The organism is Candidatus Uabimicrobium helgolandensis (genome assembly GCF_041508025.1).
Lineage (GTDB): Bacteria > Planctomycetota > Uabimicrobiia > Uabimicrobiales > Uabimicrobiaceae > Uabimicrobium > Uabimicrobium helgolandensis.
The window spans coordinates 1,043,705-1,065,586 of the sequence record NZ_CP165719.1 but is presented as its reverse complement, the minus strand read 5'-3'; the positions used below and the strand labels follow the sequence as shown (position 1 = coordinate 1,065,586).

12 protein-coding genes are annotated in these 21,882 nt (G+C 36.0%); 4 read left to right on the top strand and 8 right to left on the bottom strand.

Going from position 1 to position 21,882, the window contains the following annotated elements:
- The first annotated feature begins 48 nt into the window (after window positions 1–48).
- Window positions 49–354, top strand: a complete 306-nt coding sequence (locus UABHE_RS03905) for a hypothetical protein (protein ID WP_372368919.1) — start codon at window positions 49–51, stop codon at window positions 352–354.
- A 27-nt stretch (window positions 355–381) separates the two neighbouring features.
- Here the strand turns inward: UABHE_RS03905 and UABHE_RS03900 are convergent, their stop codons facing one another.
- The 4 genes from UABHE_RS03900 to UABHE_RS03885 are packed head-to-tail and all read right to left on the bottom strand — an operon-like array spanning window position 382 to window position 5,822.
- Window positions 382–2,337, bottom strand: coding sequence for an aldehyde dehydrogenase family protein (locus UABHE_RS03900; RefSeq protein WP_372368918.1), 1,956 nt, complete (start codon window positions 2,335–2,337; stop codon window positions 382–384).
- Window positions 2,334–3,440 carry an isocitrate/isopropylmalate family dehydrogenase gene (locus tag UABHE_RS03895; protein ID WP_372368917.1) on the bottom strand — a complete coding sequence of 369 codons (1,107 nt, stop codon included), beginning with the start codon at window positions 3,438–3,440 and terminating at the stop codon, window positions 2,334–2,336. The genes UABHE_RS03900 and UABHE_RS03895 overlap by 4 nt, the downstream gene beginning before the upstream one ends.
- A gap of 10 nt (window positions 3,441–3,450) precedes the next feature.
- Window positions 3,451–4,452 (bottom strand): hypothetical protein, encoded by a 1,002-nt coding sequence (locus tag UABHE_RS03890; RefSeq protein ID WP_372368916.1) that lies wholly within the window; start codon window positions 4,450–4,452, stop codon window positions 3,451–3,453.
- A gap of 23 nt (window positions 4,453–4,475) precedes the next feature.
- A complete protein-coding gene (locus tag UABHE_RS03885; protein WP_372368915.1) occupies window positions 4,476–5,822 on the bottom strand; it encodes a coproporphyrinogen-III oxidase family protein in 1,347 nt (448 codons plus the stop codon).
- Between the two features lie 142 nt (window positions 5,823–5,964).
- On the opposite strand from UABHE_RS03885, the gene UABHE_RS03880 reads away from it, so the two are divergent.
- On the top strand, window positions 5,965–12,927 hold the full coding sequence (locus tag UABHE_RS03880) for an SDR family NAD(P)-dependent oxidoreductase (protein WP_372368914.1): 6,963 nt from the start codon (window positions 5,965–5,967) through the stop codon (window positions 12,925–12,927).
- A gap of 85 nt (window positions 12,928–13,012) precedes the next feature.
- Here the strand turns inward: UABHE_RS03880 and UABHE_RS03875 are convergent, their stop codons facing one another.
- Entirely contained in the window at window positions 13,013–14,782 is a 1,770-nt protein-coding gene (locus tag UABHE_RS03875; protein WP_372368913.1) for a sigma 54-interacting transcriptional regulator, read from the bottom strand.
- 254 nt (window positions 14,783–15,036) lie between these two features.
- Between UABHE_RS03875 and UABHE_RS03870 the strand changes: the two genes are divergently transcribed.
- The gene (locus UABHE_RS03870; RefSeq protein WP_372368912.1) at window positions 15,037–15,444 is read left to right on the top strand and encodes a VOC family protein; all 408 of its coding nucleotides are present in this window, start codon (window positions 15,037–15,039) and stop codon (window positions 15,442–15,444) included.
- 101 nt (window positions 15,445–15,545) lie between these two features.
- Here UABHE_RS03870 and UABHE_RS03865 read toward each other — a convergent pair whose 3' ends face one another.
- Window positions 15,546–16,883, bottom strand: a complete 1,338-nt coding sequence (locus tag UABHE_RS03865; RefSeq protein ID WP_372368911.1) for a sodium:solute symporter family protein — start codon at window positions 16,881–16,883, stop codon at window positions 15,546–15,548.
- A 214-nt stretch (window positions 16,884–17,097) separates the two neighbouring features.
- Window positions 17,098–19,371, bottom strand: coding sequence for a protein kinase (locus UABHE_RS03860; protein ID WP_372368910.1), 2,274 nt, complete (start codon window positions 19,369–19,371; stop codon window positions 17,098–17,100).
- Between the two features lie 355 nt (window positions 19,372–19,726).
- On the opposite strand from UABHE_RS03860, the gene UABHE_RS03855 reads away from it, so the two are divergent.
- Window positions 19,727–20,338 (top strand): metallophosphatase domain-containing protein, encoded by a 612-nt coding sequence (locus UABHE_RS03855; RefSeq protein ID WP_372371565.1) that lies wholly within the window; start codon window positions 19,727–19,729, stop codon window positions 20,336–20,338.
- 57 nt (window positions 20,339–20,395) lie between these two features.
- On the opposite strand, the gene UABHE_RS03850 is transcribed toward UABHE_RS03855, so the two are convergent.
- Window positions 20,396–21,853, bottom strand: a complete 1,458-nt coding sequence (locus UABHE_RS03850) for an FG-GAP repeat domain-containing protein (RefSeq protein ID WP_372368909.1) — start codon at window positions 21,851–21,853, stop codon at window positions 20,396–20,398.
- Window positions 21,854–21,882 lie beyond the last annotated feature (29 nt).

Here is a 21,882-nt window from a genome sequence, read left to right as displayed (position 1 = left end):
GAAATGAACAAGGGTGTGGCAAACAATTTATTTTAAGAAAGAAACAAAGTGAAAAATAGTAGAAGAAAAAGTGCTATTGCAAATTACAAAGAAAAATCGCAAAAAGACCAAAAAAAATATATTGTTATTGTTATGGCTCTCTCGTTATTACTTCTTCTCGGAAAAATTTCGATTGGTTATAGTTTGCCTTACATGATTGTTTTTACATTGGTATCAGTTGGATATTTTTTTAGCGAAATAAGTACCGAAAAAACGTCAACAAAAAAACGCACTTTCATTGAAGACGATGTTATTGAAGAAAGAGAAGAAAATTTATTTGATAACACAAGAAGGAAAGATTCAACTCAATTTTAAATAAGTTGAATCTTTCCAGAAAACTATTCAATAATAAATGGATTGGCGTTTAGTATAAAACTCGCGATTGCCTTCTCCATGTTCAGGAGGACCAATTGCCGAGCTTTTCCAACCAGCGAATGGTGTATGGCACTCAACATCTGTCGTCGGACAATTTATTTTTAGCATGCCTGCTTGAACAGATTCTAAAAATTGTTGTTGCAAGTTTTGTTGCGAACAAAATAGAGCGGCGGCAAGCCCTTGTGGTACCTCGTTACACAACTGAATCGCATGTTTCCAATCTTGGGCTTTTTGTACAACAAGTACTGGAGCAAAATTTTCTTGTTGTACAATTTCACATTGAGAATTTTCGCAACATACGATTGTTGGTGGGAAGTAGGCACCACTTTTTAGTTGTTGTTTGTTGTAAGGTAGTTGCCATATTTCCTTAGTTTCTGCTCTTTTAATAACACTCTCAATTGCTTTTTGCGCTTTTTGCGAAATCATTGGTCCGATTTGTGTATTTTGTTGATGTGGTAAACCGAAATTTAATTTTTTCGTTTGCGATTTCAATAAAGAATAAAAGTGCTCATAGTTGTTTTCCAAAACAATAACGCGACTTGTTGCAGTACATCGTTGCCCAGCAAAATCAAAAGCTGCGGCGACGATTTTCGCCGCAATTTCTTCGTTGCATGAGTCTTGCCATACAATTGTAGCGTTATTGCCCCCGAGTTCTGCTTGCAGAGGAATACCACGCATTGCGCAAAGTGCACGTACTGTATGACCTGTAGCAACAGATCCTGAAATCGTTAGTGCATCAATATTTTCATCTAATATAATTTCGCGCGAAGTTGTGTGGTCACCTGAGATTATATTAATAACATTGTTAGGAATCTTACTACGGCGAAAAATATCCATAATGTGATAAGCAATACGTGTTCCTTGAGGAGATGGTTTCCACACGACAGTATTTCCGTAGAAAAGAGCAGGTATAATTTTGCCTAGAGGAATTCCCACCGGATTATTCCACGGAGTGATAATTGCCACTGTTCCAAGTGGGCAATAGCGGATCTTGGTTCTATTACTACACTCTTTATATGATGTGTCGTTTTCTAGAGCAGCAAGCATCAGGTCTACACTTCGCTTCGCCTCAACTTTTGCCGAAGAAATAGGCTTGCCTACATCGTCAACCATCATTCGCGTTAGAGTATCGATCTCTTTAGTATATAAATCGACAAAGTTGCGCAAAGCTTCTACCCTCAAACGATTAGTTCTCCATGAATATTGTGCATCTTTGCATTGTTGAGTTGCAAGTTTGACCTCATTAATCGCAATAGGTACAGCGTAAAGTTTTTGATCGCTTTCTGTAGGAGAGTAATGAATGTACTTGGTATGTGTTTCGCACTCTATTTTTTGTTGTCCAATGTAAGCGACAGGCACATGATCTGTATTGTGGTTTACATTGGAATTTTTTTGCAAAATACTTGCTATTTCTTGGTGCGAAACAAAACGCATGGATCTCGTATTTAAATATTCATGAGTAATTGCGGCATGGACAGGGTCGTAGCTCGCGATGGCCTCTTCGGCAATATAAGTATTATAGCCACGTTCATAGGCTTCGATAGCTGTTGCGCGAATGCAGCTGTGCGTGTGAACACCAGCGATGACAACTGTGTCATAAATTTTTAGTTTATCGCAAAACAATGGCGCACTAAAAGCGCTAAAAAAAACTTTGTCGACAACCTGTTCTTGCGGCCTTGTAGAAATAGCGAATGTGTGTCCTGGGGTTTCTATTTCGCACATCCATTTTTGTTGTTCTTTCCAATGTGGCATGCGTTGATCTTTATCTCGCGAAACAGATGTTCTTACGTGAATAATTGGATGCGAAGTGTCACGAAATAATTTTAATAGGTTTTCTATATTATCGACTATTTGTTGTTTGTGAGGGAAAGTGTTATGCAAAAAATCGTGCTGCATATCAATAATACATAGCGCTACATTCATTTATGTTCCTCTACAATTTTTTGTAGATTCCTAGATACACTTTCAGTCATTTTATCTGTGGTAACAAAAGAACTATCATGCGGGGCAACATCAAAAGTCCAAGTACCTTGTTCCCAAGAACGACGAACTGCTTCCTCTATAAAGAAAGCTTCTTTATCTAAATGAAAACTTTCGCGTAGTAACATTGCAAGTGAATAAAACTGTCCTACAGGGTTGGCTTTATTTTGCCCTTGTAAGTCATATGCAGACCCATGATTTGTTTGATAAACAGCTGCTTTGTGTTGCGAAAAGTTTCCCGAAAATGAAATTCCTCGTCCGCCCATAATTACACTGCCTAAATCAGCAAGAATATCTCCAAATAAATTGGAAGCAACAATCACATCTAAGCTTTGAGCATAGTGAATCATGTAGTATGTGGCATAGTCTATATTGGCAAATTCGCATTCGACGTGGTATTCTTCCGCAGTTTGTTGTGCTATTTTTCGCCAAAATTTGCTAAACTCGCATAGTCCACCATCTTTAACAATAACTAGCATTTTTTTGCGTGAATTCTGGGCAATTTTAGCTGCAACGGTTAAAATTTTCTCCACTTCGCTTTTTTTGTAAGAAAAAGTCATTTGCCAGACTTCGTCTTTTTTAGATCGATCTAAGCTTTCTTGTCCTTGATAGATTCCCGAAGCATTTTCGCGCAATAAAGTAATTGATGTTCCTGCTGCAAAATTTTCTTTTAAGCGATTGGCATGGTATATTTCAGGGTAAAACTTTAGCGGAACGACTTTACAAAATAAATCAAATTCGCGTCGCAGTTCATAAACAAATCGACTTCCTCCTGGACCTGCGAGAATTGCACCTTCCTTGGAGAATACATTCTGGCAAAAATCAATAACCTCTTTGGTTAGTGATTCTCCACATTCTTTTTCAGAAAGTTTGCCAATTGCTCCACCATAACTAATATCAAAATTTTGCGGTAAATACAAAAGCAACTTTAATGAACAATCGATAATATGAGAACCGACACCTTCGCCTTTTAAAACACCTATTGAATAATTTTCAGGAGATTTATTATCGGTGTAGATACTTTGTGAAAAACGCTGTGGTTGCAAAATAATACTCCTAGATCATAAAATTTTTATCTAAAACCATTTTTCTCAGACGCGAATCGCTATCTTTTATTGGAAAATCAAAATCTTTGGGGCCTACTGTTTCGCTAAAATCAGTGCGGCAAGGATTTGCCAAAGCATACATAAGTTGGTAACGAGTCTCTTGAGTATTGCGACTACCGTAGTGAAAACACTTACTTGGATCAATGAACAATACACTTCCCTTAGGATATACAAAATCCTGGCGATCTTTTTTATCAAGAATAGAATATACTAATTCATCGCTCAAACGGTAAGGAAGTCTTCGTGTCCAGTAACCTAATTTTTTCGCTGCTTTTTGCGATAAGCTTTCGGGAAAAAAGCAAAATGGTCCTTGGTCTGCGCGAATATCGTGTAAAAGTACGATAACATAGACTTCTCGCGTGCAATAAGGATCGATGTGAAATAATTGACTATCACGTGGAGGAAGATGTGCCGATTCGTCGAACGATGTGCTCGAAGCGGCAAAACGGACGCCAATAGGGCGATCTTTTGGCATACATGGAATAAAACCTAGATAATTACACGCCGTAGCTAACACTTGCGACGACAGAATAAAATTTAAAAATGAAGGGTATGTTGATAGATCCTCGACACTAATAATATTACGAAAAAAAGCACGGTAACTATTATTGCGTTCTATTTTACGTCCACGCTCTTTAATAATTTTATCTGCTTCGTCTAGTAGATCTTGCAAATAAGGTAGAGATAACGATGTGTCAATAACCCATCCATCGTTCATTTTTAGAGCAGGCTCTTTTATTTTTCCATTTTCATTTAGAAGTTCCATGAAGTTGTGTTGATATTGTTTTCGACGATGCTTTAGGTATTTTCCATATAATCTAGTGTTGTACCATTTTGCCAAACGCATGGTGTTGTTAATACCTAGTTTTGACATTTTTCCAGGTTTCTTAGGTTCGTGCTCTAGTTGTCTAGCAATAGGAGTAAATAATCGATCAATTGTTCTTCTTATCACTATAGATCCTTTACTATTTAGTATTATTTTTTATTAATAGGCTGGCGGCGAACAAGTGCTTCTGCGTGTTTTTGTTCCAACCACTTTTGCAATTGCGGTGGATAAAATGCCAAAGTGACGAGATCATAAACTAATTTTCCTGCATCTGTCATTTCAAGTGTATTGTTATTTTCGAAAATTAAGTCTGCTTTTAGGAGCCTCTGACAAACATCTTCGTAGTCTTCTTTGAATATTCTGTCAAAACTCTGGTGGTATTCTTTATAGTTTAGAGGTTTACCTGCTCCAAGGCTACGTGTAATAAAATATGTTTTTTGATGTTCAACACCTAACTCAAAAATTTCTTCTACGGCACTAATATGATTCTCAGCGCGAGACATGTACTCTTTTATTTGTGGATGATTACGGTATACAGTATTATCAATAAAAGAACGAGCACTAGCTCCAAAACCAATTAAATTGTTACTAGTAAGGTTAAGCTCAAAATTTGTAGATGGTAACATAAAGCGTTGCCAATGGCGCTGTTCATAGCCAAGCTCTACCGCCGTGCGTTCTACAAATGCGCGCCATTTGAGAAGTTGCTCTAATTCTAGTCGTTCTTGTTGTTCTAAAACTGCCAATACAGGTGTCGATTCGTTGACTCTTAAGCTATATGCATTTACACAATTCACTTTTAATTGTGCAAGTAACTCAAAGTCATTACGAAAATCTTCATGAGTTTGTCCTGGTAAACCATAAATCAAGTCTATGTTAACCATAAGGCCACTACTTGTTAATTTTTTACATGCTAACAATGCTTGTTCACCACTGTGGCGACGATGAACATTATCAAGAACTTTGTCTTGAAAAGTTTGAATTCCCATACTGACGCGATGAATGCCATGTTTTTTGAAAATATTGATATGTTCATCAGTAAGAGTTTCAGGAGAACACTCTACAGTGTGAGAAGACTCTTGGCTGCGATCGGTGCGCGAAAAAATAGCAGTTAAAACTTCATCTAGTAAATCAGGAGGGAGAGCTGTTGGTGTTCCTCCTCCAATAAAAACTTGGTTTAGTAGAGTGTCTATTGGCAGGTGATCTTCGATTTCTCGTTTTAGAGCCTGAACATAGTTTTCCATCTTTGCACGAGTGGCACCAATTTGCTTCACGTAAAAACAAAAATTGCAGGCATACCGACAAAAAGGTATGTGGATATAGACACCTGTTAAACCCAATATTTTTGGCCTTGGTGCTTGTACTGCTTTGGAAAATGTAGGAGCAGACATTGGAAACACGTGTGGTGGTGCGTATGGTGCGTGTGCTGCTGGTTGTAATGTTTTTACTAGTAGTGGAAAATTAAGGTCTACCGTTTTTTTAGATGTGTGTAATTGCAATTTTGACTCCTTTACAAGCTATAAAAAAAATATTATATAGCAAATTTTTTTTTATTAAATAAAATAATTCACATGGAACGAATATTGATGGAGCCCTACTCAACTTTGAGATATATTGATACTGCAAGAAACGAACGAAAATATGAATTTTGTTAAAGAATCCAAGAATCTTGTCGCACTTTTTGAAGAGCAAGTTCAAAAATATCCGCAAAAAATAGCTGTTCAAGATGCGAAACTCAACTTGACTTATACCCAAGTAAATAGTTTAGCAAATAGTATTGCTCACGAACTATGTAAAACAAGTGGTTCGTTTGTTGCCACTTATCTTGATCACTGCGTTTATAGCCTTGTTGCTGTCATCGCTATTTTTAAAAGTGGCAAAGCATGCGTTGTTTTAAATCCTAGTGATAAAGAACAAAAACATCGAAAAATTTTACATTCTACAAACATAAAAATCATCTTGACGCAAAGTAAATACAACAACTACTTTTTAGAAAAAAATATTGACTTTATTGACGTAGAATTGGCGAATACAAATTGTTCTGAAGTTCTTAAAGTAAAAATAAAAGAAGCCGATTGTTGTTATATCACATACACATCTGGTTCAACAGGGAATGCCAAAGGTGTTGTTGACAGCCACGCCAATATTCTATACCACATAAAAAAATACGGCGACACCATGAAGATAACAGGACAGGATCGCGGAACAGTTTTTTCGCACTTTTCATATGCGTCGGGAATAACTAATAGTTTGGTTTTTCTACTCAATGGTGCTAGCGTTCATCTTTTTGATATTGCAAATCGTAGCTTAGAAGAACTCAATGGTTGGCTAGAGCAACAACAGATTACTATTTTACACTGTGTTCCTACGGTATTTTTGCATTTTACGCAGTCGCTAACAACAAATAAGATTTTTAACAAAATTCGTTTGGTGCGTCTTGGTGGAGAAGGTGTACACTTTCACCACTTTACCGCATACAAAAAACATTTTACACCGCAAAGTCAGTTTATTATTTCATATAGCGCTACAGAAACGCCAGGAATGGCATTTTTCTTTGCTAAAGAAGAAAGTTCTTTTCACAATTATCAACAGCCTTTAGGATTTCCATTACGAGGGGTTTCCATACAAATCGTCGATGAAAATCGCCAGCCTGTTGCGCCAGGTGTTGAGGGAGAAATTGCCGTTGTCAATAAATCTATGTCGATGGGATATTGGCAAAATTCAAAATTAACAGACAAATGTTTTGTTGTTAAGGGAAACCAGAGAATCTATTATACAGGAGACCACGGTTATTTTGATAAAGATGGTTGTCTCTATTCAATAGGACGCAAAGATAGCATTGTTAAAATTCTTGGGCAAAAAGTATCGACGACATATGTCGCGAATGCTATTCGCTTGTATCCCAAAGTAAAAGATTGTGTTGTTATTGCTAAAAAGCAACAACTCAAAACGTATTTAGTTGCCTATGTTGTTTTTGAAGGAACCATGCAAGCAATTCGCGATTATCTCAGTGACAAAATTCCAATAGTGATGATTCCCAATTTTTTTGTTAAGTTAGTTGAAATTCCTTTAGCATCGAATGGGAAAATAAATCGCCGCGCACTCCCTGAAGTCAAAAACTCTCCTCAAGATACAACAAAACCATTAGGAAAATTAGAAGAAATTATTGCTGATATTTGGCAAAAAGTTCTAGTTATCGAAAATGTAATGAGGGAAGATGATTTCTTTTTATTAGGGGGAAATTCGTTACTCGCGTTACGCATCATCAGCCAAATAAAAGAAATACTGGGTCTTGATATTTCTGTACGCAGTATTTTTGAAGCACCAACCTTAAAAGGTTTTGCTGGATATATTAACGAACACCACACGCGTTTGTCACCCATCATTGCAGCAAACAAAACAATATATCCTCTATCATGTTCTCAACAACGCTTATGGTTTTTACACTGTTTAGAGCCGCAAAGTTTATTTTACAATACATCTTTTGTTATCGACATATGCGGCAATTTAGATATTCACTGTTTTGAGAAAGCAGTGGCCTCACTGATTAAGAGGCAGTCGGCGCTGCGCATCTATTTGGATAAAGACATTAGCGGAAATATTTATCAAAAGATAAAAGACAAAACTATTCCTTTGGTATTTGTTGAGATTAATGCAGAGAATAAAGCGCAGCTAGCTCAGGAAATGAATAAAACTTTAAAAACGCCTTTCATCCTCACCGAGTTTCCTTTAGTACGCATCAAGTTAATACGCATCGCTCAAGAAAAATTTATATTTTGTTTAGCTATGCACCACATTATTAGTGACCACTGGTCAAAGATTGTTCTATGGCAAGAATTGGCTAAACTATACAACAGTTATAAACATCAGAAGCCGCACGGCCTTTTACCGTTAAAGATCCAGTATGGAGACTTTTGTTTGTGGCAACGGCAACAAGATATGCAACCTCAGAAAGAATATTGGAGCCGCCAGTTTTCTACATGCCCTCCGCCTTTGCAGTTAACTACAGACTACAGACGCCCCAAATACCAAAACCACTGCGGAGCTAGTTATAAAGTCACTGTTACTACGCAGATAACTAGTCAACTAAAGTCCTTAGCTCTAGAGCAAAACACTACGCTTTTTATGTTGCTATTCGCAGCATATAGCATTTTACTCCATCGTTATAGTAATCAACAACATATAGTAATTGGTATTCCCATATCAAATCGTTCGCAGTTGCAAACAGAAAACCTCATTGGTTTTTTTGTTAATATTTTGCCTGTACGTATTCAAGTATCATCTATGTCATGGATTGAATTTCTACAAGAAGTAAAACAAAAGTGTCTTGAAGCATACGCCCACCAAGATTATCCTTTTGAAAAGCTAGTCGAAGAAGTGAACCCTATGCGCGATATGAGTCGTCACCCAATTTTCCAAACTATGTTTAACTTAGTTGAAAATCATAATACCACCAACAATGAAGAGCAATTTTGCGATTTAGTCACCACAAGACTACCACAAAATGAAGACACCACTAAATTTGACATAAGTCTGTACGTACACTTACAAGAAAAAATGCATTTTCGCTTTGATTACAGTACAGATTTATTTAGTAAAGCAACTATTGAGCGTATGACCAAACACTTTATACAGTTGTTAAAAACAATTATAGTTAACCCTCGTCAAAAAGTGCGGCGGCTAAAAATGTTAGAAGAAAATGAACTTATTTCTCCTAACATTTTTAAAAATTTGCAATACAAGCAGGAAAATATCAATACCTTGTTACAAAAAGTCGTGTCAAAAGTACCCAAAAAAATAGCACTTTCAAGTAAAAACAAACAATACACCTACTCGCAGCTAGATGTATTATCTAGTAATGTATGCTCAGCGCTACAAAATATAGGAGTAGAGAGTGAAAGTCTTGTAGTTATTCTAAATGACTACTCTGTTGATACGATTGTTGCGATGTATGGTATATTGAGAAGTGGCGGAACATGTATACCCCTCAATCCAGATTTTCTTACAGAAAAAGCCCAAAAAGTTATTGAACAAGCCCAAGTTATTCTTTGCAATAAAAAAATTCGGCAACAATTTAATCATAAACAAACTATAGCAATTCAAGATTGTATCAATTATCAAGAAACTAAAATGCAGAAGCGGCAAATACAAAATACTCAAGCAGCATTTATCATTTACACCTCTGGTTCAACAGGCGCGGCGAATGGCGTTGTTATTACTCACCGTAATATTGCATCGAAAGTGCAAACGACAGCAGCATCACTCTGCATTACGAGTAAAGATGTTTGTATACTAACAGCTTCTTTTTCATTTATTGCTGCTTTGCGGCAAATATTTACACCTCTAATTCAAGGTGCAAAACTATTAGTTGTTGAGACAAGCACAATGGGTGATCCTTTGGTTTTATTCGACGAAATTGCCAAGCACAAAGTATCCGTAGTAGATCTTGTACCTTCGTATTGTAAAACATGTGCACAAGTTTTACTTTCATCTACTAGTAAATATAACTTTCGCAATATTCGTCAAATTGCTACTTCCGGAGAAAAACTTTCCTTAGACACGGTCAAAACTTGGCGAGAATTGATACCGCGAGTACGGTTTTTGAATATTTATGGCCAAACGGAAACCACTGCTGGAGTTACATTATATGAAGTGCCTCCACAAATTGATGGTTATCCTCAAAGCATTCCTGTGGGACGCGCGGTAGGAGCAAGTAAAATATATGTTCTTGATGTTTATTTGCAACCTGTTCCTCAGGGAGTTGTTGGTGACATATATATTGAAAGCCCAGAAATCGCTCGTAACTACTATATGGACCCAATAAATACGGCTTTAAAGTTTGTTCCGAATCCATTTAACAGAGGAAATTTATACAAAGCAGGAGATCGCGGGCGCTATAATAGTGAACAACAACTTGAAATAGTTTCGCGGGCAGATGCAGTTGTTAAAATTCGCGGTTATCGCGTCGATACACTCGAAATCGAAACTGCTTTGCGCAAGCATCCACAAGTTTGCGATGCTGCGGTTATCTTTTTAGATGATATGCTCAAAGCATATCTTGTTAGTGATACTAATCTTGAGCACGAAAATATTCTAGAACATTTGCAGCCTTTGTTGCCTGAATATATGATTCCTCAAAAAACATTCACCATCTCGAAACTGCCAACGACAAATAGCGGAAAAATAGATTACCTTGCTCTTGAAGAGCTAGACAAAGACCAGCGTTTTCTTTATATACCAAAATGGAAAGTCTCTGAAAAACTAGCTCCACTAAATAATAATAGCACATACTTACTTTTTGCTGACAATAACACGGTTTTAAAAAAACCTTCGATTATTATAGTTCGCGAAGCTACAGATTTTTCTATCAATAAAAATAATATTTCTATAGACTTTGACTCTCACGACCACTATCAAAAACTGATTAGTTATCTTGAAAAAGAACAATTTGATTTTAAGAACATTATCTATGGACATCAAAGTTTTGAATTTTTTGCAAAATTTGTTAAAGCCTTTGAAACGTACTTACCAACAATGCAAATAGCCATTCTTTGTCGCAACGTTTTTCCTGCAAATGACAGAAAAAATTTAGTACCCGAAAATGCACTTATTGTGGGAGCTTCTCGCGTTTTACCACACGAATATCCAGGAGTACGCTATGCTTGTATTGATCTCCAAGACAAAGCATTTTGTGAAAATATTTTGCGCGAGCTGCAGCATAATTTACCAGAGACAAATGTTACCTATATTGATAATCAGCGTTACATTTGTGTGTATCAACATCTACCAGCTAATGAGATTTCCATAAAAGATGATCAAGTTTATCTCATCACTGGTGGTTCTGGTAACATTGGTTCTCATCTTGCACTTTCTCTAGCCAAAAAAGCTAAAGTCAAAATTGCCATCACCACAAGATCTAAAAATAATATCTCCGAACAAACTCAGCAAACATTTGACAAAATAAAACAACTCGGAGCCCAAGTTGCTATTTTTGAAACTTCTCTCAGCGAACCGGAGCAAGTACAAGAAACTATAGAAAAAATCGAACGTCAATTAGGTGATATTCACGGTGTTATGCACTGTGCGGGGACTAGACAACGTTTTAATTTACTAAATTCGAAAAATATTATCGAAGACATCAGTATCTTTAAAACGGAAAGTTCTCAACTTCTTATTGATATTTTTCAGACAAGAACACCTTCTTTCGTTTTCTTGTTTTCTTCACTAAGTTCTATTTTAGGTCGTTATTGTCAAGCTGGTTATGCTGCCACAAATGCCTACCTTGACACAGTTTCTTGCAAATACTCTACAAATAATTTGTGTGTAACCTCGATTAACTGGGATGTCTGGCGAGAATTACCTACTCCTATTGCAAATAATATAACGCAAGACATTGTCGAGCTTATTTGTCGCGACGCGAAGAATGGAATTTCTAATGAGCAAGGTATCAAAGCTATATTCACGCTGCCTCAGCTCAATCATCCGCAAGTAATTGTATCAAAGAGACCTGACATCACTGGGTATTATATAAAAGAGTTAATGACCAATTCACAGTTTGTCGCGCCGTCTTCATTACTAGAAAAACAATTGGCAACAATCTGGTGCGAAGTTTTACAACTAAAAAGCGTGTCTGTAAATGATAATTTTTTCAATATTGGTGGTCATTCGTTATTAGCTATTACTCTGATGGAAAAAATTCGTAATCTTGAACGTGTAAGGAATAAAAGCCATCAAGATTTACCACTTTCCGTTTTACTAACACATCCAACAATTGCGCAGCTTACTAAAGCGATAATATCTGTCGATTTTTCTTTACAACAGCAAGTCATTCCTATGAACACTGAGGTTTCGGGGAATCCAATTTTTATGGTTCACGCTGCGAAGGCCGATCCTATTTGTTATAATTATTTGGCCAAGTATTTTGAAGGCAAGAGAACTGTGTACACTATTCGTACAGATGAATTATCTTCAGAGACAAGTATCGAACAAACAGCTTATTATCACTACAGCAAGATTAAAAGTGTCCAGGCAAATGGTCCATATATTATAGGGGGTATGTGTATGGGAGGCCTTGTCGCATATGAACTCGCAAGACAAATTAAGCAAAATGGAGAACAAGTACAGCTAGTTTTTATTATGGATTCTATTAATATTCCAGGTATGAAAAATTACAAATCACGCCAGCAGCACGAAGCTAAAAAACGTACTCCTAAAAAACGAATACAAAAGAGTATTGTCTTCTTAAAACGTTTGATTTCTTTAGATACTGTATTTGTGATACGCAAACTCAAAAAAATGCAACACTCGATGAGTCTTAAACGTAAAATTAAAAAGTTAATAGATCCAAATAGGGTTTTACGTAAAAAAATGCGCAATCAAATGCGCATTATTCGCGACAAGTACGATCCACAAAACTACGAAGGGGAGATTATTTATATTCGTTCCGAAAAAGAAAAAGGAAATGATGCCGAAAAACGATTTCGAGAACTTGCACAAAAAGTAAAGTGTTACAAACTAACAGGAACAATACATAGTGATGTAAGTCGTCCCCACTTTGCGCAAAAGACAAGTCAGATTGTCCAAAAATATTTGGATAAAAGATAATAGCTAAGTGATCACGCTCGAGTTCCATATCTTTAAAAGTAGAACTAGCTAAATAGACTTTGCAAATTTCGTTTCAAAAAATGTTTTATTTATTGAGTTTTCGCCACAAAGTCGTACGACTCACTCCTAGCTTTTTTGCAACTATAGATGTTTTGCCATTGTATTTTGCCATGAGATGTTGAATAAGTTCTTTTTCTAGCCTTTGAAGTGGCGCATCATCTCGAAGTGCAGTAGTAATAATATCCATTTCTACACTCAATAAGTAACTAGGTAGGTGATGGCGCTCAATACTATCAGCGCTGCATTTTACAAATGCATGTTCTATAATATTTTCTAGCTCGCGAATATTTCCCGGAAAATGGTAATCTAAAAGCATATTTAAAGCTTCTGTTGTTATCGATATAATATCTTTACCCGTTTTTTGGCGATATTTGTTAATAAAGTGTTTAACTAATAGAGGGATATCATCTCTTCTTTCGCGCAAAGGAGGAACATAAACGCCGATAACATTTAGACGATAATACAAGTCTTGGCGAAACTTTCCTACAGAAATCAACTCTTCTAAGTTTTGATTCGTAGCAGCGATTAAACGCACATCTACTTTTTGGGTTTGTGAACTACCCAACTTTTGAAACTCGCCTTCTTGTAAAACTCTTAGTAATTTGACTTGCAAATTTAGTGCTAATTCACCTACTTCATCTAGAAACAAAGTCCCTCCATCAGCAATTTCAAATCGTCCCTGGCGTAGGTGTGTTGCTCCAGTAAACGCTCCTTTTACATGACCAAACAGTTCACTTTCTATTAAATTTTCTGAGATAGCACCACAGTTTATTGCGACAAAAGCGCTTTTATTACGCCCACTGCTGGCATGAATTGCCTTTGCGACCAATTCTTTTCCTGTCCCATTTTCTCCACCTATAAGTACAGTTGTTGACATATTCCGCAGCTGATCGATTGTTTGAAAAATTTGCTGCATTTGGTAGTTTTTGCCGATAATATTGAAAAAATTATCTCTTTGTTGTAGCTGTTTTTGTAGGGTAATAACTTCGGTGACGTTTTTAGCCACACCTTGAATTAAATCTCTACCTTTATATTTTATTTTGGTGAAGTATACTTCCAAATAGATAATACCACTGCTTTTGTTTTTTAACTCTAAATTAGACGTTGAATTGAATAGTACTTTTTGTAAATTGCAATCAGTAAGACTCTGTAAACTCATCGAAAATAATTCTTCGTATTCATAACCGAGCCATTGACGAAAATTATTATTAAACGATAAAAATTCATTATCAATGCTAGCGCAGATAAAAATACCATCGTGTGACATTTCAAATAAAAGACGATAGCGTTCTTGGCTTTCAGCTAAATCACTAATCCATTTTCCTTTTTCAATAGCAATAGCAAGTTGCCCGACAATCTCGGTCAAAAATTCAATGTGTTTTTCAGTAAACGCATTTTTGCGTTTGTGGGTAAAAAAAATAATTCCAATAGGTCTGTCATTTAGCTTTAAAGGTAATGTCAAACTTGAATTTAAACTTTCTTTTAGAATTAGCCCTGTCCAGTGACTTGGACGCTTAACAAAATGCTTTTCTAAATCACCAATAATGCGTACTTCACCTGAATATAATATTTTTTCTAACGTAGAGCCAGAAATATCGGCAGCGTAACCGTCGTCAAGGTAAATACCACAACGAGAGCGCGTTTTTACTTGTACCAATTTTCCTGTTTTATCATCAAACAAAGCCAAACCTAAACGGCTATGAGGAACTACGGATTGTAATCTTTCGTAGATACACTCAAAAATATCTTCAAGACTATTCTTAGTTTGTATACTTTCAATAAGCTGCTGTTTCATACTTGTAACACCTGTTTCTTTTATGCAACAATAAAATAGTTAATAAAATCAATAACCAAGACAAAACAACGACATTCTGTTGCAAATTTGCAACAATTCATATTGTAACAATTAAATTAAGAGAAATAAATAAACTCCTTATTTTACAAGTCAAAGAGATTCTTTTACACATTTGGCACATTTTTTGATTAAAGAAAAGACAACTTATTACGCTAATTTAAGTGCTCACAATAATCCTTTTTAAAGAGAAAAAAATGTATTTAGAACACGCAAATATAACAGTGGAAGACATTGACCAAGCAATTATTTTTTTGCAAACAGCATTTCCTAATTTTCAAGTGCGGGGTGGAGGAGGAACAGGAAATGAAAGATGGCTGCATATTGGTACCGACAAAACTTATATTGCCTTAAATGCAGCATATGGCAAAGCTACTAGTAATGCTTATAATGGAATAGGTATTAATCACATTGGCTTTGTGGTACAAGATGTGAACAGTGTACAAGAAAGGTTGGAAGGAAAAGGCTACCAATCTAGTTATCCAAGAACAGAAGAAAAGTATCGTACGCGAATATATTATAATGATCCATCAGGTAACGAATATGAATTTGTAGAATATCTCTCTGAAGATCCTCAAAAAAGAAATTTCTATAAAGATCAATAAATGCATTCAGCGCTGTGCAATTTAGAAATTCTATGGTTTGCGATGCCCCCATGTCAACTAAATTAACTATTTCACGGGGGCTCCCAAAAACAATGGTTTAGCTATTTTGAATCAAAAGTATTTCCGATAATTAATCCAATCAACCCGCACACGTAACATGCTACTACAGGGTGAATTTCCCACGGTTGACCAATCAAATACCATCCAATACCACTGACAATTCCAAATAGAAGACTTAAGAATCCTCCCAATGGTTTTGATAACCCAAAAATTCCAGAATAAAGAGGAATAACTAAGGCAGAAATTGCAGTATATACAAAAATAATAGTTCCAATTAAACTTGTAATATAAGTTGCGATAATATAAGTAATAAAACCGAGAATCACAGTAAAAACTCTCCCCATTTTTAGTACAGTCTTATCATCATATTTTTTATTAAATCCAGTTTCTGCTATATCCTTAGTTATATTCATAGATACGCTTAAAAGCATGGAATTTGCGGAAGTCATGATTGCTCCAATTAACACCGCAACTAAAATAGCACCTGATTGTGGAGATAACACTTGTTTAATCATAGTTGGAATCACTTGATCTGGTTTTAGATTTTCTCCTAGAATTTCTCTAGCTGAAAAACCGATAAGAGGTACAGAAATTCCCATTATTAAAACAAGACCAACTGCCCAAACAAATAAAGATTTCTTGGCGTCTTTTGGTGTACTTACAGAATGCAAACGTTGAAAAATGATAGACTGACTAGCAAAGAGTAAACCGAAAAGAGAGAGATTATTACCTAGCATTTTTTGCCATGATATAGCAGAGAAATTTTGTAAGTATTTTTCTACTTGAAAACCTCCTGCAAGATTCATACTTACTACCGCAACCCATAATATACCTATTGTAATAAATAACGTACCTATCGCATCAGTAATGGCGACCCCTAAAAATCCACCAATAAGAGATATAGAAGTGAATAATATGGCGCACAATATTGTTGACCATACTTCTGGTATATCTAAAAATGCGACAAATAGATGAGACATAGCTTTAATTTGAAGAGCTATAATGATAGTATCAGAAGCGATAATCATAATCGCTCCAATCAATGAAGTTTTCCCACCATAGAATTTGCCTAATATTTCAGGAAGAGTTTGTGCTCCAATCGACCTAACTCTTTCCGCTACGAAAAAAGCGAAGAATAAAGCACTGATAAATGCCGTACTGAACATAGTATGCCATACTATACCATAGTGGTAATACGCTCCAGCATATCCTAATATTGCAGTGCCACCAATACCTGTAGCAACAATACTACCACCTGCAACCAACCAATTTAAATTTCTTCCTGCCAGAAAAAAGTCTTCGCTTGTTTTTGTGTATTTTTTTGTATATGAAACGATAACAAACAAAAATACTAAATAAATAACAATAATTGTTGTCAAGTAACTGCCTCTCCAATTTTAGATATAGAATAAAAGTGAAAGTGTATTTTTTTAACTAGGGCCTGCCATCATTCAAAGCACTACCTATTGTTTCAAGCCAGATTTTACTTGCGAATCTGAGTTCCTTCTGCTATTTAAAGAAATCGACAAAGGAGCGCACTGGATTTGTGATTGTGGGATGATGATATACTACAATATTTCACAATCACATAAGTTACCGATATACCACCTGGCATCTTGGCATCAAACGTTTCAATTTTAAAAAACCTGATCGCGTAATTTTCGTCCGTCCAATTTTTAATTTTGCTAAAGATGTCAAAGACGATAATACAGGTATACTTCTATCAGAAATATTGGTTCCTTCTAAACTAATTTGCTTTAATTTACTTTTGATATTTTTGAAATGAGAAATACCATCGTCACCTATTTCGGTCTCGTCTAAATCTATTGTTCTTAGTTGGAAGTTAGTTAGATACTTCAAACACTGTCCTGTTATATTAGTGCCTTCTAAATCTAGATGTTGTAACCTTTTTAGAGTAGCAGCATATTTTATTGCCGTATTTCCAACGCTAGTCTCTTGTAAGTCTAGTGCTATTATTTGCGAAATGTTCTGTATATAACGCAAGTCTTCATCTCGAACACGTGTATTGCGGAAACTTAAAAAAATTAGTCTTTTTTTTCCGCGAAGATTTTGTAAAGCAGGTGAGATTTTTTTTACTATTACTTTTAGATAATCTCCTTTATCGTTGTATTCTACTAGATCTTCAAGGCTTTCAGGTTTGCGTTGTCGCTGTTCTTTTTTTGTCAATTCTTCCTTCAGTTTTTGCTTTTCTTTTTCTGCTTTTTCTTTTTGTTTTTGTAATTCTTGTTCAAACTTTTGTTTTTCTTCTTTGAGTCTCTTTTGGGCTAGCTCTTTTTCTATTTGTAATTTAGATTCACCTGTCGATTGTCTACTTTGAGAGAAAAATAAGGTGGTGAGTAAAAGTATTGTCGTGCATGTTAAAATTACAATCATTGCGCTGTTTTTCTGTGTTTTTTTCTGATGCTGTGTTATGCGCGTAGAAGCTGTTTTTCGATTGGAAATAACGCTTTCGCGAGATCTGCTAACAGTACTTTGTAAAGGGCGTCTCTTTCTTTTTGCTAATTTTTTATTTTCATTGTCAACTGAAGATGGAATTGTTGACTTTCCGTGATCCACAAATAACTCTACTGCTTTTAAAAATTCATCTGCGCTTTGATAACGTTTTTCTCGATCCAAAGCCATCGATTTTAGGCATATTTTCTCTATTTCTATCGAAATTTCGGGATTGATTTTTCTTGGTGGCAAATATTTTTTCTGAGTAATTTTATATATAACTTGGGCTAAACTACCACCTTCAATAGCACTTTTGCCTGTTAGCATCTCATAAAAAATGGTTCCCAAAGCATAAATATCTGCGCGGTGATCTACTTCTTCTGCTTCTGCTTGCTCAGGAGCCATATAGCGCGGACTTCCGAGAATCTGTCCTGCTGTTGTAAGTTGATCGTCTACTTTTTCTTCTAGTTGTTTTGCTAAACCAAAATCCATGACAATTGGGCGAAACGTTTCTTCTTCTAAAAGTATATTTGCTGGTTTTAAATCGCGATGAATTACTTGATAGCGATGAGCATAAGCTACAGCAGAAATAATAGGTTTTATAATTTCAATTGTTTTTGCAAACGATAAATTTTCTTGTTCCAATACAGCGGACAAAGTTTTCCCCTGTATAAAATCCATTACAATGTAATCAAGCTGCCCTTCACTTTTAATATCGTGAATAGGAATAATATTTGGGTGTTGCATTTTCGCAGTGAGTTTTGCTTCTACTAAGAAGCGCTTGCGGGCCGTTTCAGTTTGGTTCAACATAACCTTGATAGCAACAGCTCTTTCCAAATTTTGATGATACGCTTTAAAGACCTTTCCCATTCCTCCAACACCAATAGTCTCTAGTATTCTGTAATCTCCTAAGATCGCAGGAATACCTTCTATTTTTTGCGACGCCGGTTCACTACTTGTAGATCTTCCCTTCTGTGTGTCACTAGAAGAAACTGATTGCTGAGGTGCACCTTGAAGTTTCCCAAGCATGAACTTCAAAATTTTCACTTCCTCAGTGGTTAGAGTTTGTTGTAATTTGGGAATTACTTGAGAAAAAGAAGGATGCTGCGTGATTTTTTTTTCAAAGGATCCAAATTGCGGGTGTTGATTATTTCTTATATTTTGAATGTCATTACTTAAAATCGTATCAATTTGAAATTGTTGAAAAGCGCATAAATTTTTTGCTTCCGACAAAAAAACATATTTTATAAAAAATAACTTCAGATAATTTAACTGCGACTGTGAAAGAAGTTTTTGGTTTCGAAAATACTCTTGAATATTGGCATTAGAAGAAGATATGTTTAATATTTCGCTATTGTCAATGTAACCTAAAGCCTGTGCGCAGTTTTGCAAACATTGTTCACGGTAATTCATTTATTTCTCGATGCTTTAAAGTCCAGTAAAAAATACTCGGTTTTCGCACTTGCGAAAACATCTTTTCAAAACTTATACTTTCATATCGACATTTAGGCTTTCGTAAAAAAATAACCAGCAATCTTTCGCAATTGTCATACAACTAGTAAAGTAAAGCCCTATTCAAGAACATTTAGTGGACCACTGAATGTATTTAGCTCAACTTATAGAAATTTAAGGTCTTCTCTAGTATGCGAATATTCAAGGTAATACCTGGGGATTTACATGCCTATTGAGCCATTTAAGATAAAAACCTAATTTTGCAGATTACAGGTTATCTTTTATTTATTGACCATCAAACAAAGATAGGATTGTGATGAAAATTATAGCTTTGTCTGACACTCACAACAAACACGATGAGATAACACTACCTGAAGGGGATATGCTTATTCATGCAGGAGACGCAACAGGTATTGGTCGACTACATGAATTAGAAAAATTTAGCGTATTCATGAATGCTGCTCCCCACAAGTATAAAATTGTTATTGCTGGCAACCATGACCCTTGCTATGAAAAATACCACAACCAACTAGGTGACTTCTTCAACAACTCGGTCTATTTACTAGACGAAAGCATTACAATTGAAGGAATAAAATTTTATGGTACTCCTTGGACCCCTTGCCACTGGGCTTATCATACACACAAAAATTTGTTGGTTGAAAAATGGATGAAAATTCCTACGGACACAGATGTTCTTATTACTCACATGCCGCCTTATGGTATTTTAGATTTTGACAAAAATAGCCAAAAAAACGATGGATGTAAAGATTTATTAAAAAGGGTTCAGTTAATTCGTCCAAAATATCATATATTTGGACATGTCCATCAAGCTGGACAAAAAACAGATCGCAACACTACATTTATAAATGCGTGTATTTGCGATGAAAATTATAGCGCAAAAAATTTGCCTATTTGTTTTTCTATTTAGGCAAATTTTAAATGCCTCATACTTTATATACGCCATAATAACCTTGTAAGCTTTTCATTATGGTGCGTCAGGAATAACTCCGTTGTGTTTGGTGTTATATTGAAACATCGACACTGCGGTTTTCCCTACAGGAACTTGTGTATCCCAAATATAAATCTCTGTTATCGGAGGATTGATCGTGTGGTTTGTTGCGGCCCCAACAATATCCAAAGTACCATTCTGGTCTATATCGACAAGACTTGGGGTATGAAAAAATGTTTGACCTGTTCCTGCAGTGATTGGCCAACCTTTTACAGGAGATCCATCATGATTATAGGCGTGATATAGACCTGTGCTATTATCATCAATAACTAGTTCCATTTTTTGGTCGTTATCAATATCTCCAATCATTATTTGACTGTGGACGGCATTCGTTGGACCTACAGGAAAACCAGATAACATTTTACCGTTTGTTCCCCAGGCATATACTTGATTCACAGGAGTAGAACTCATAACCAAATCACCCACCGCAATATCCAGCTGTCCATCTCCATCGATATCTGCAATCGCAGGCGCACTAAAAATCCACATTGCAGTTTTTTGTGGCCAGTTAGGAAACAAAGAGCCGTTGCTTCTTACAACATAGACATAGCCAGCATGTTCGCCAACAGTTTCATGAGTACCAAAAATAATCTCTTTCTTACCATCATTATCTAAATCAGCCAAAACCGCTGAAGAATATGAATTAGTAATCCCTGCCCGCAAACGAAACGGAAAATTAGGTAGCAATTTCCCTGTTCCTTTCCATACATATAAAGAACGATAAGACTCTACAACCACTTCGTTTTTGCCATCCCCGTCAATATCACCACATGTTGCACTAGAAGCTGGTACACTTCCCATGGCTTGCGGCCATCCGCTGCACACAGAACCATTTCCTTTGTATACCCATATTTCTCCTACGGAACGCAATCTCTTATTGACAATAATATCAAGCGCACCATCATTATCTACATCGCCAAGTACAGGCGTACGCATTGAAAGACCGCGGTTGTCGATGGGAAAATTATCTATTACAGTACCATCTTTTTCGAAAGCATAGATGTTAGAGTTTTGAGAGCCAAGTTTGCCATAGATAGTTGCAACGACAATTTCATCTTCTCCATCACCATCTATATCTCCTAAAGCCGGTGCTGCATGAGCAATCTCAATCGGATCATCAAAAATATGAGGCCAACCACTAACTTCTGATCCGTCTGAATTCCAAACATAAATACCGTTTCCGACATTGTATATAATTTCTAATGAACTATCTTCATCCATATTGCAAACAATTCCGCCTTCGACCGAGACACCTACCGCTTTTTTGGGGTAACCCTCAAAAACAGGCATATTGAACGACTTAATTACTGGTTGCTCTTCCTTAGACAAATGCTTTTTGTTTTCTACGCCCATTACATCAATAGAAGGAGAAATATTTACTTGAGAAACAACAAAATTAATTACAACGATAAACAATACAAATTTTTGAAACATACTGCTCCCCTTTATGGAATTGTTCTACT

Excerpts from the sequence above, each read along its gene's own strand:
- UABHE_RS03900 (WP_372368918.1), bottom strand. The coding sequence starts at position 2,337 with ATGAATGTAGCGCTATGTATTATTGATATGCAGCACGATTTTTTGCAT.
- UABHE_RS03880 (WP_372368914.1), top strand. The coding sequence starts at position 5,965 with ATGAATTTTGTTAAAGAATCCAAGAATCTTGTCGCACTTTTTGAAGAG.
- UABHE_RS03875 (WP_372368913.1), bottom strand. The coding sequence starts at position 14,782 with ATGAAACAGCAGCTTATTGAAAGTATACAAACTAAGAATAGTCTTGAA.
- UABHE_RS03870 (WP_372368912.1), top strand. The coding sequence starts at position 15,037 with ATGTATTTAGAACACGCAAATATAACAGTGGAAGACATTGACCAAGCA.
- UABHE_RS03860 (WP_372368910.1), bottom strand. The coding sequence starts at position 19,371 with ATGAATTACCGTGAACAATGTTTGCAAAACTGCGCACAGGCTTTAGGT.
- UABHE_RS03855 (WP_372371565.1), top strand. The coding sequence starts at position 19,727 with ATGAAAATTATAGCTTTGTCTGACACTCACAACAAACACGATGAGATA.
- UABHE_RS03850 (WP_372368909.1), bottom strand. The coding sequence starts at position 21,853 with ATGTTTCAAAAATTTGTATTGTTTATCGTTGTAATTAATTTTGTTGTT.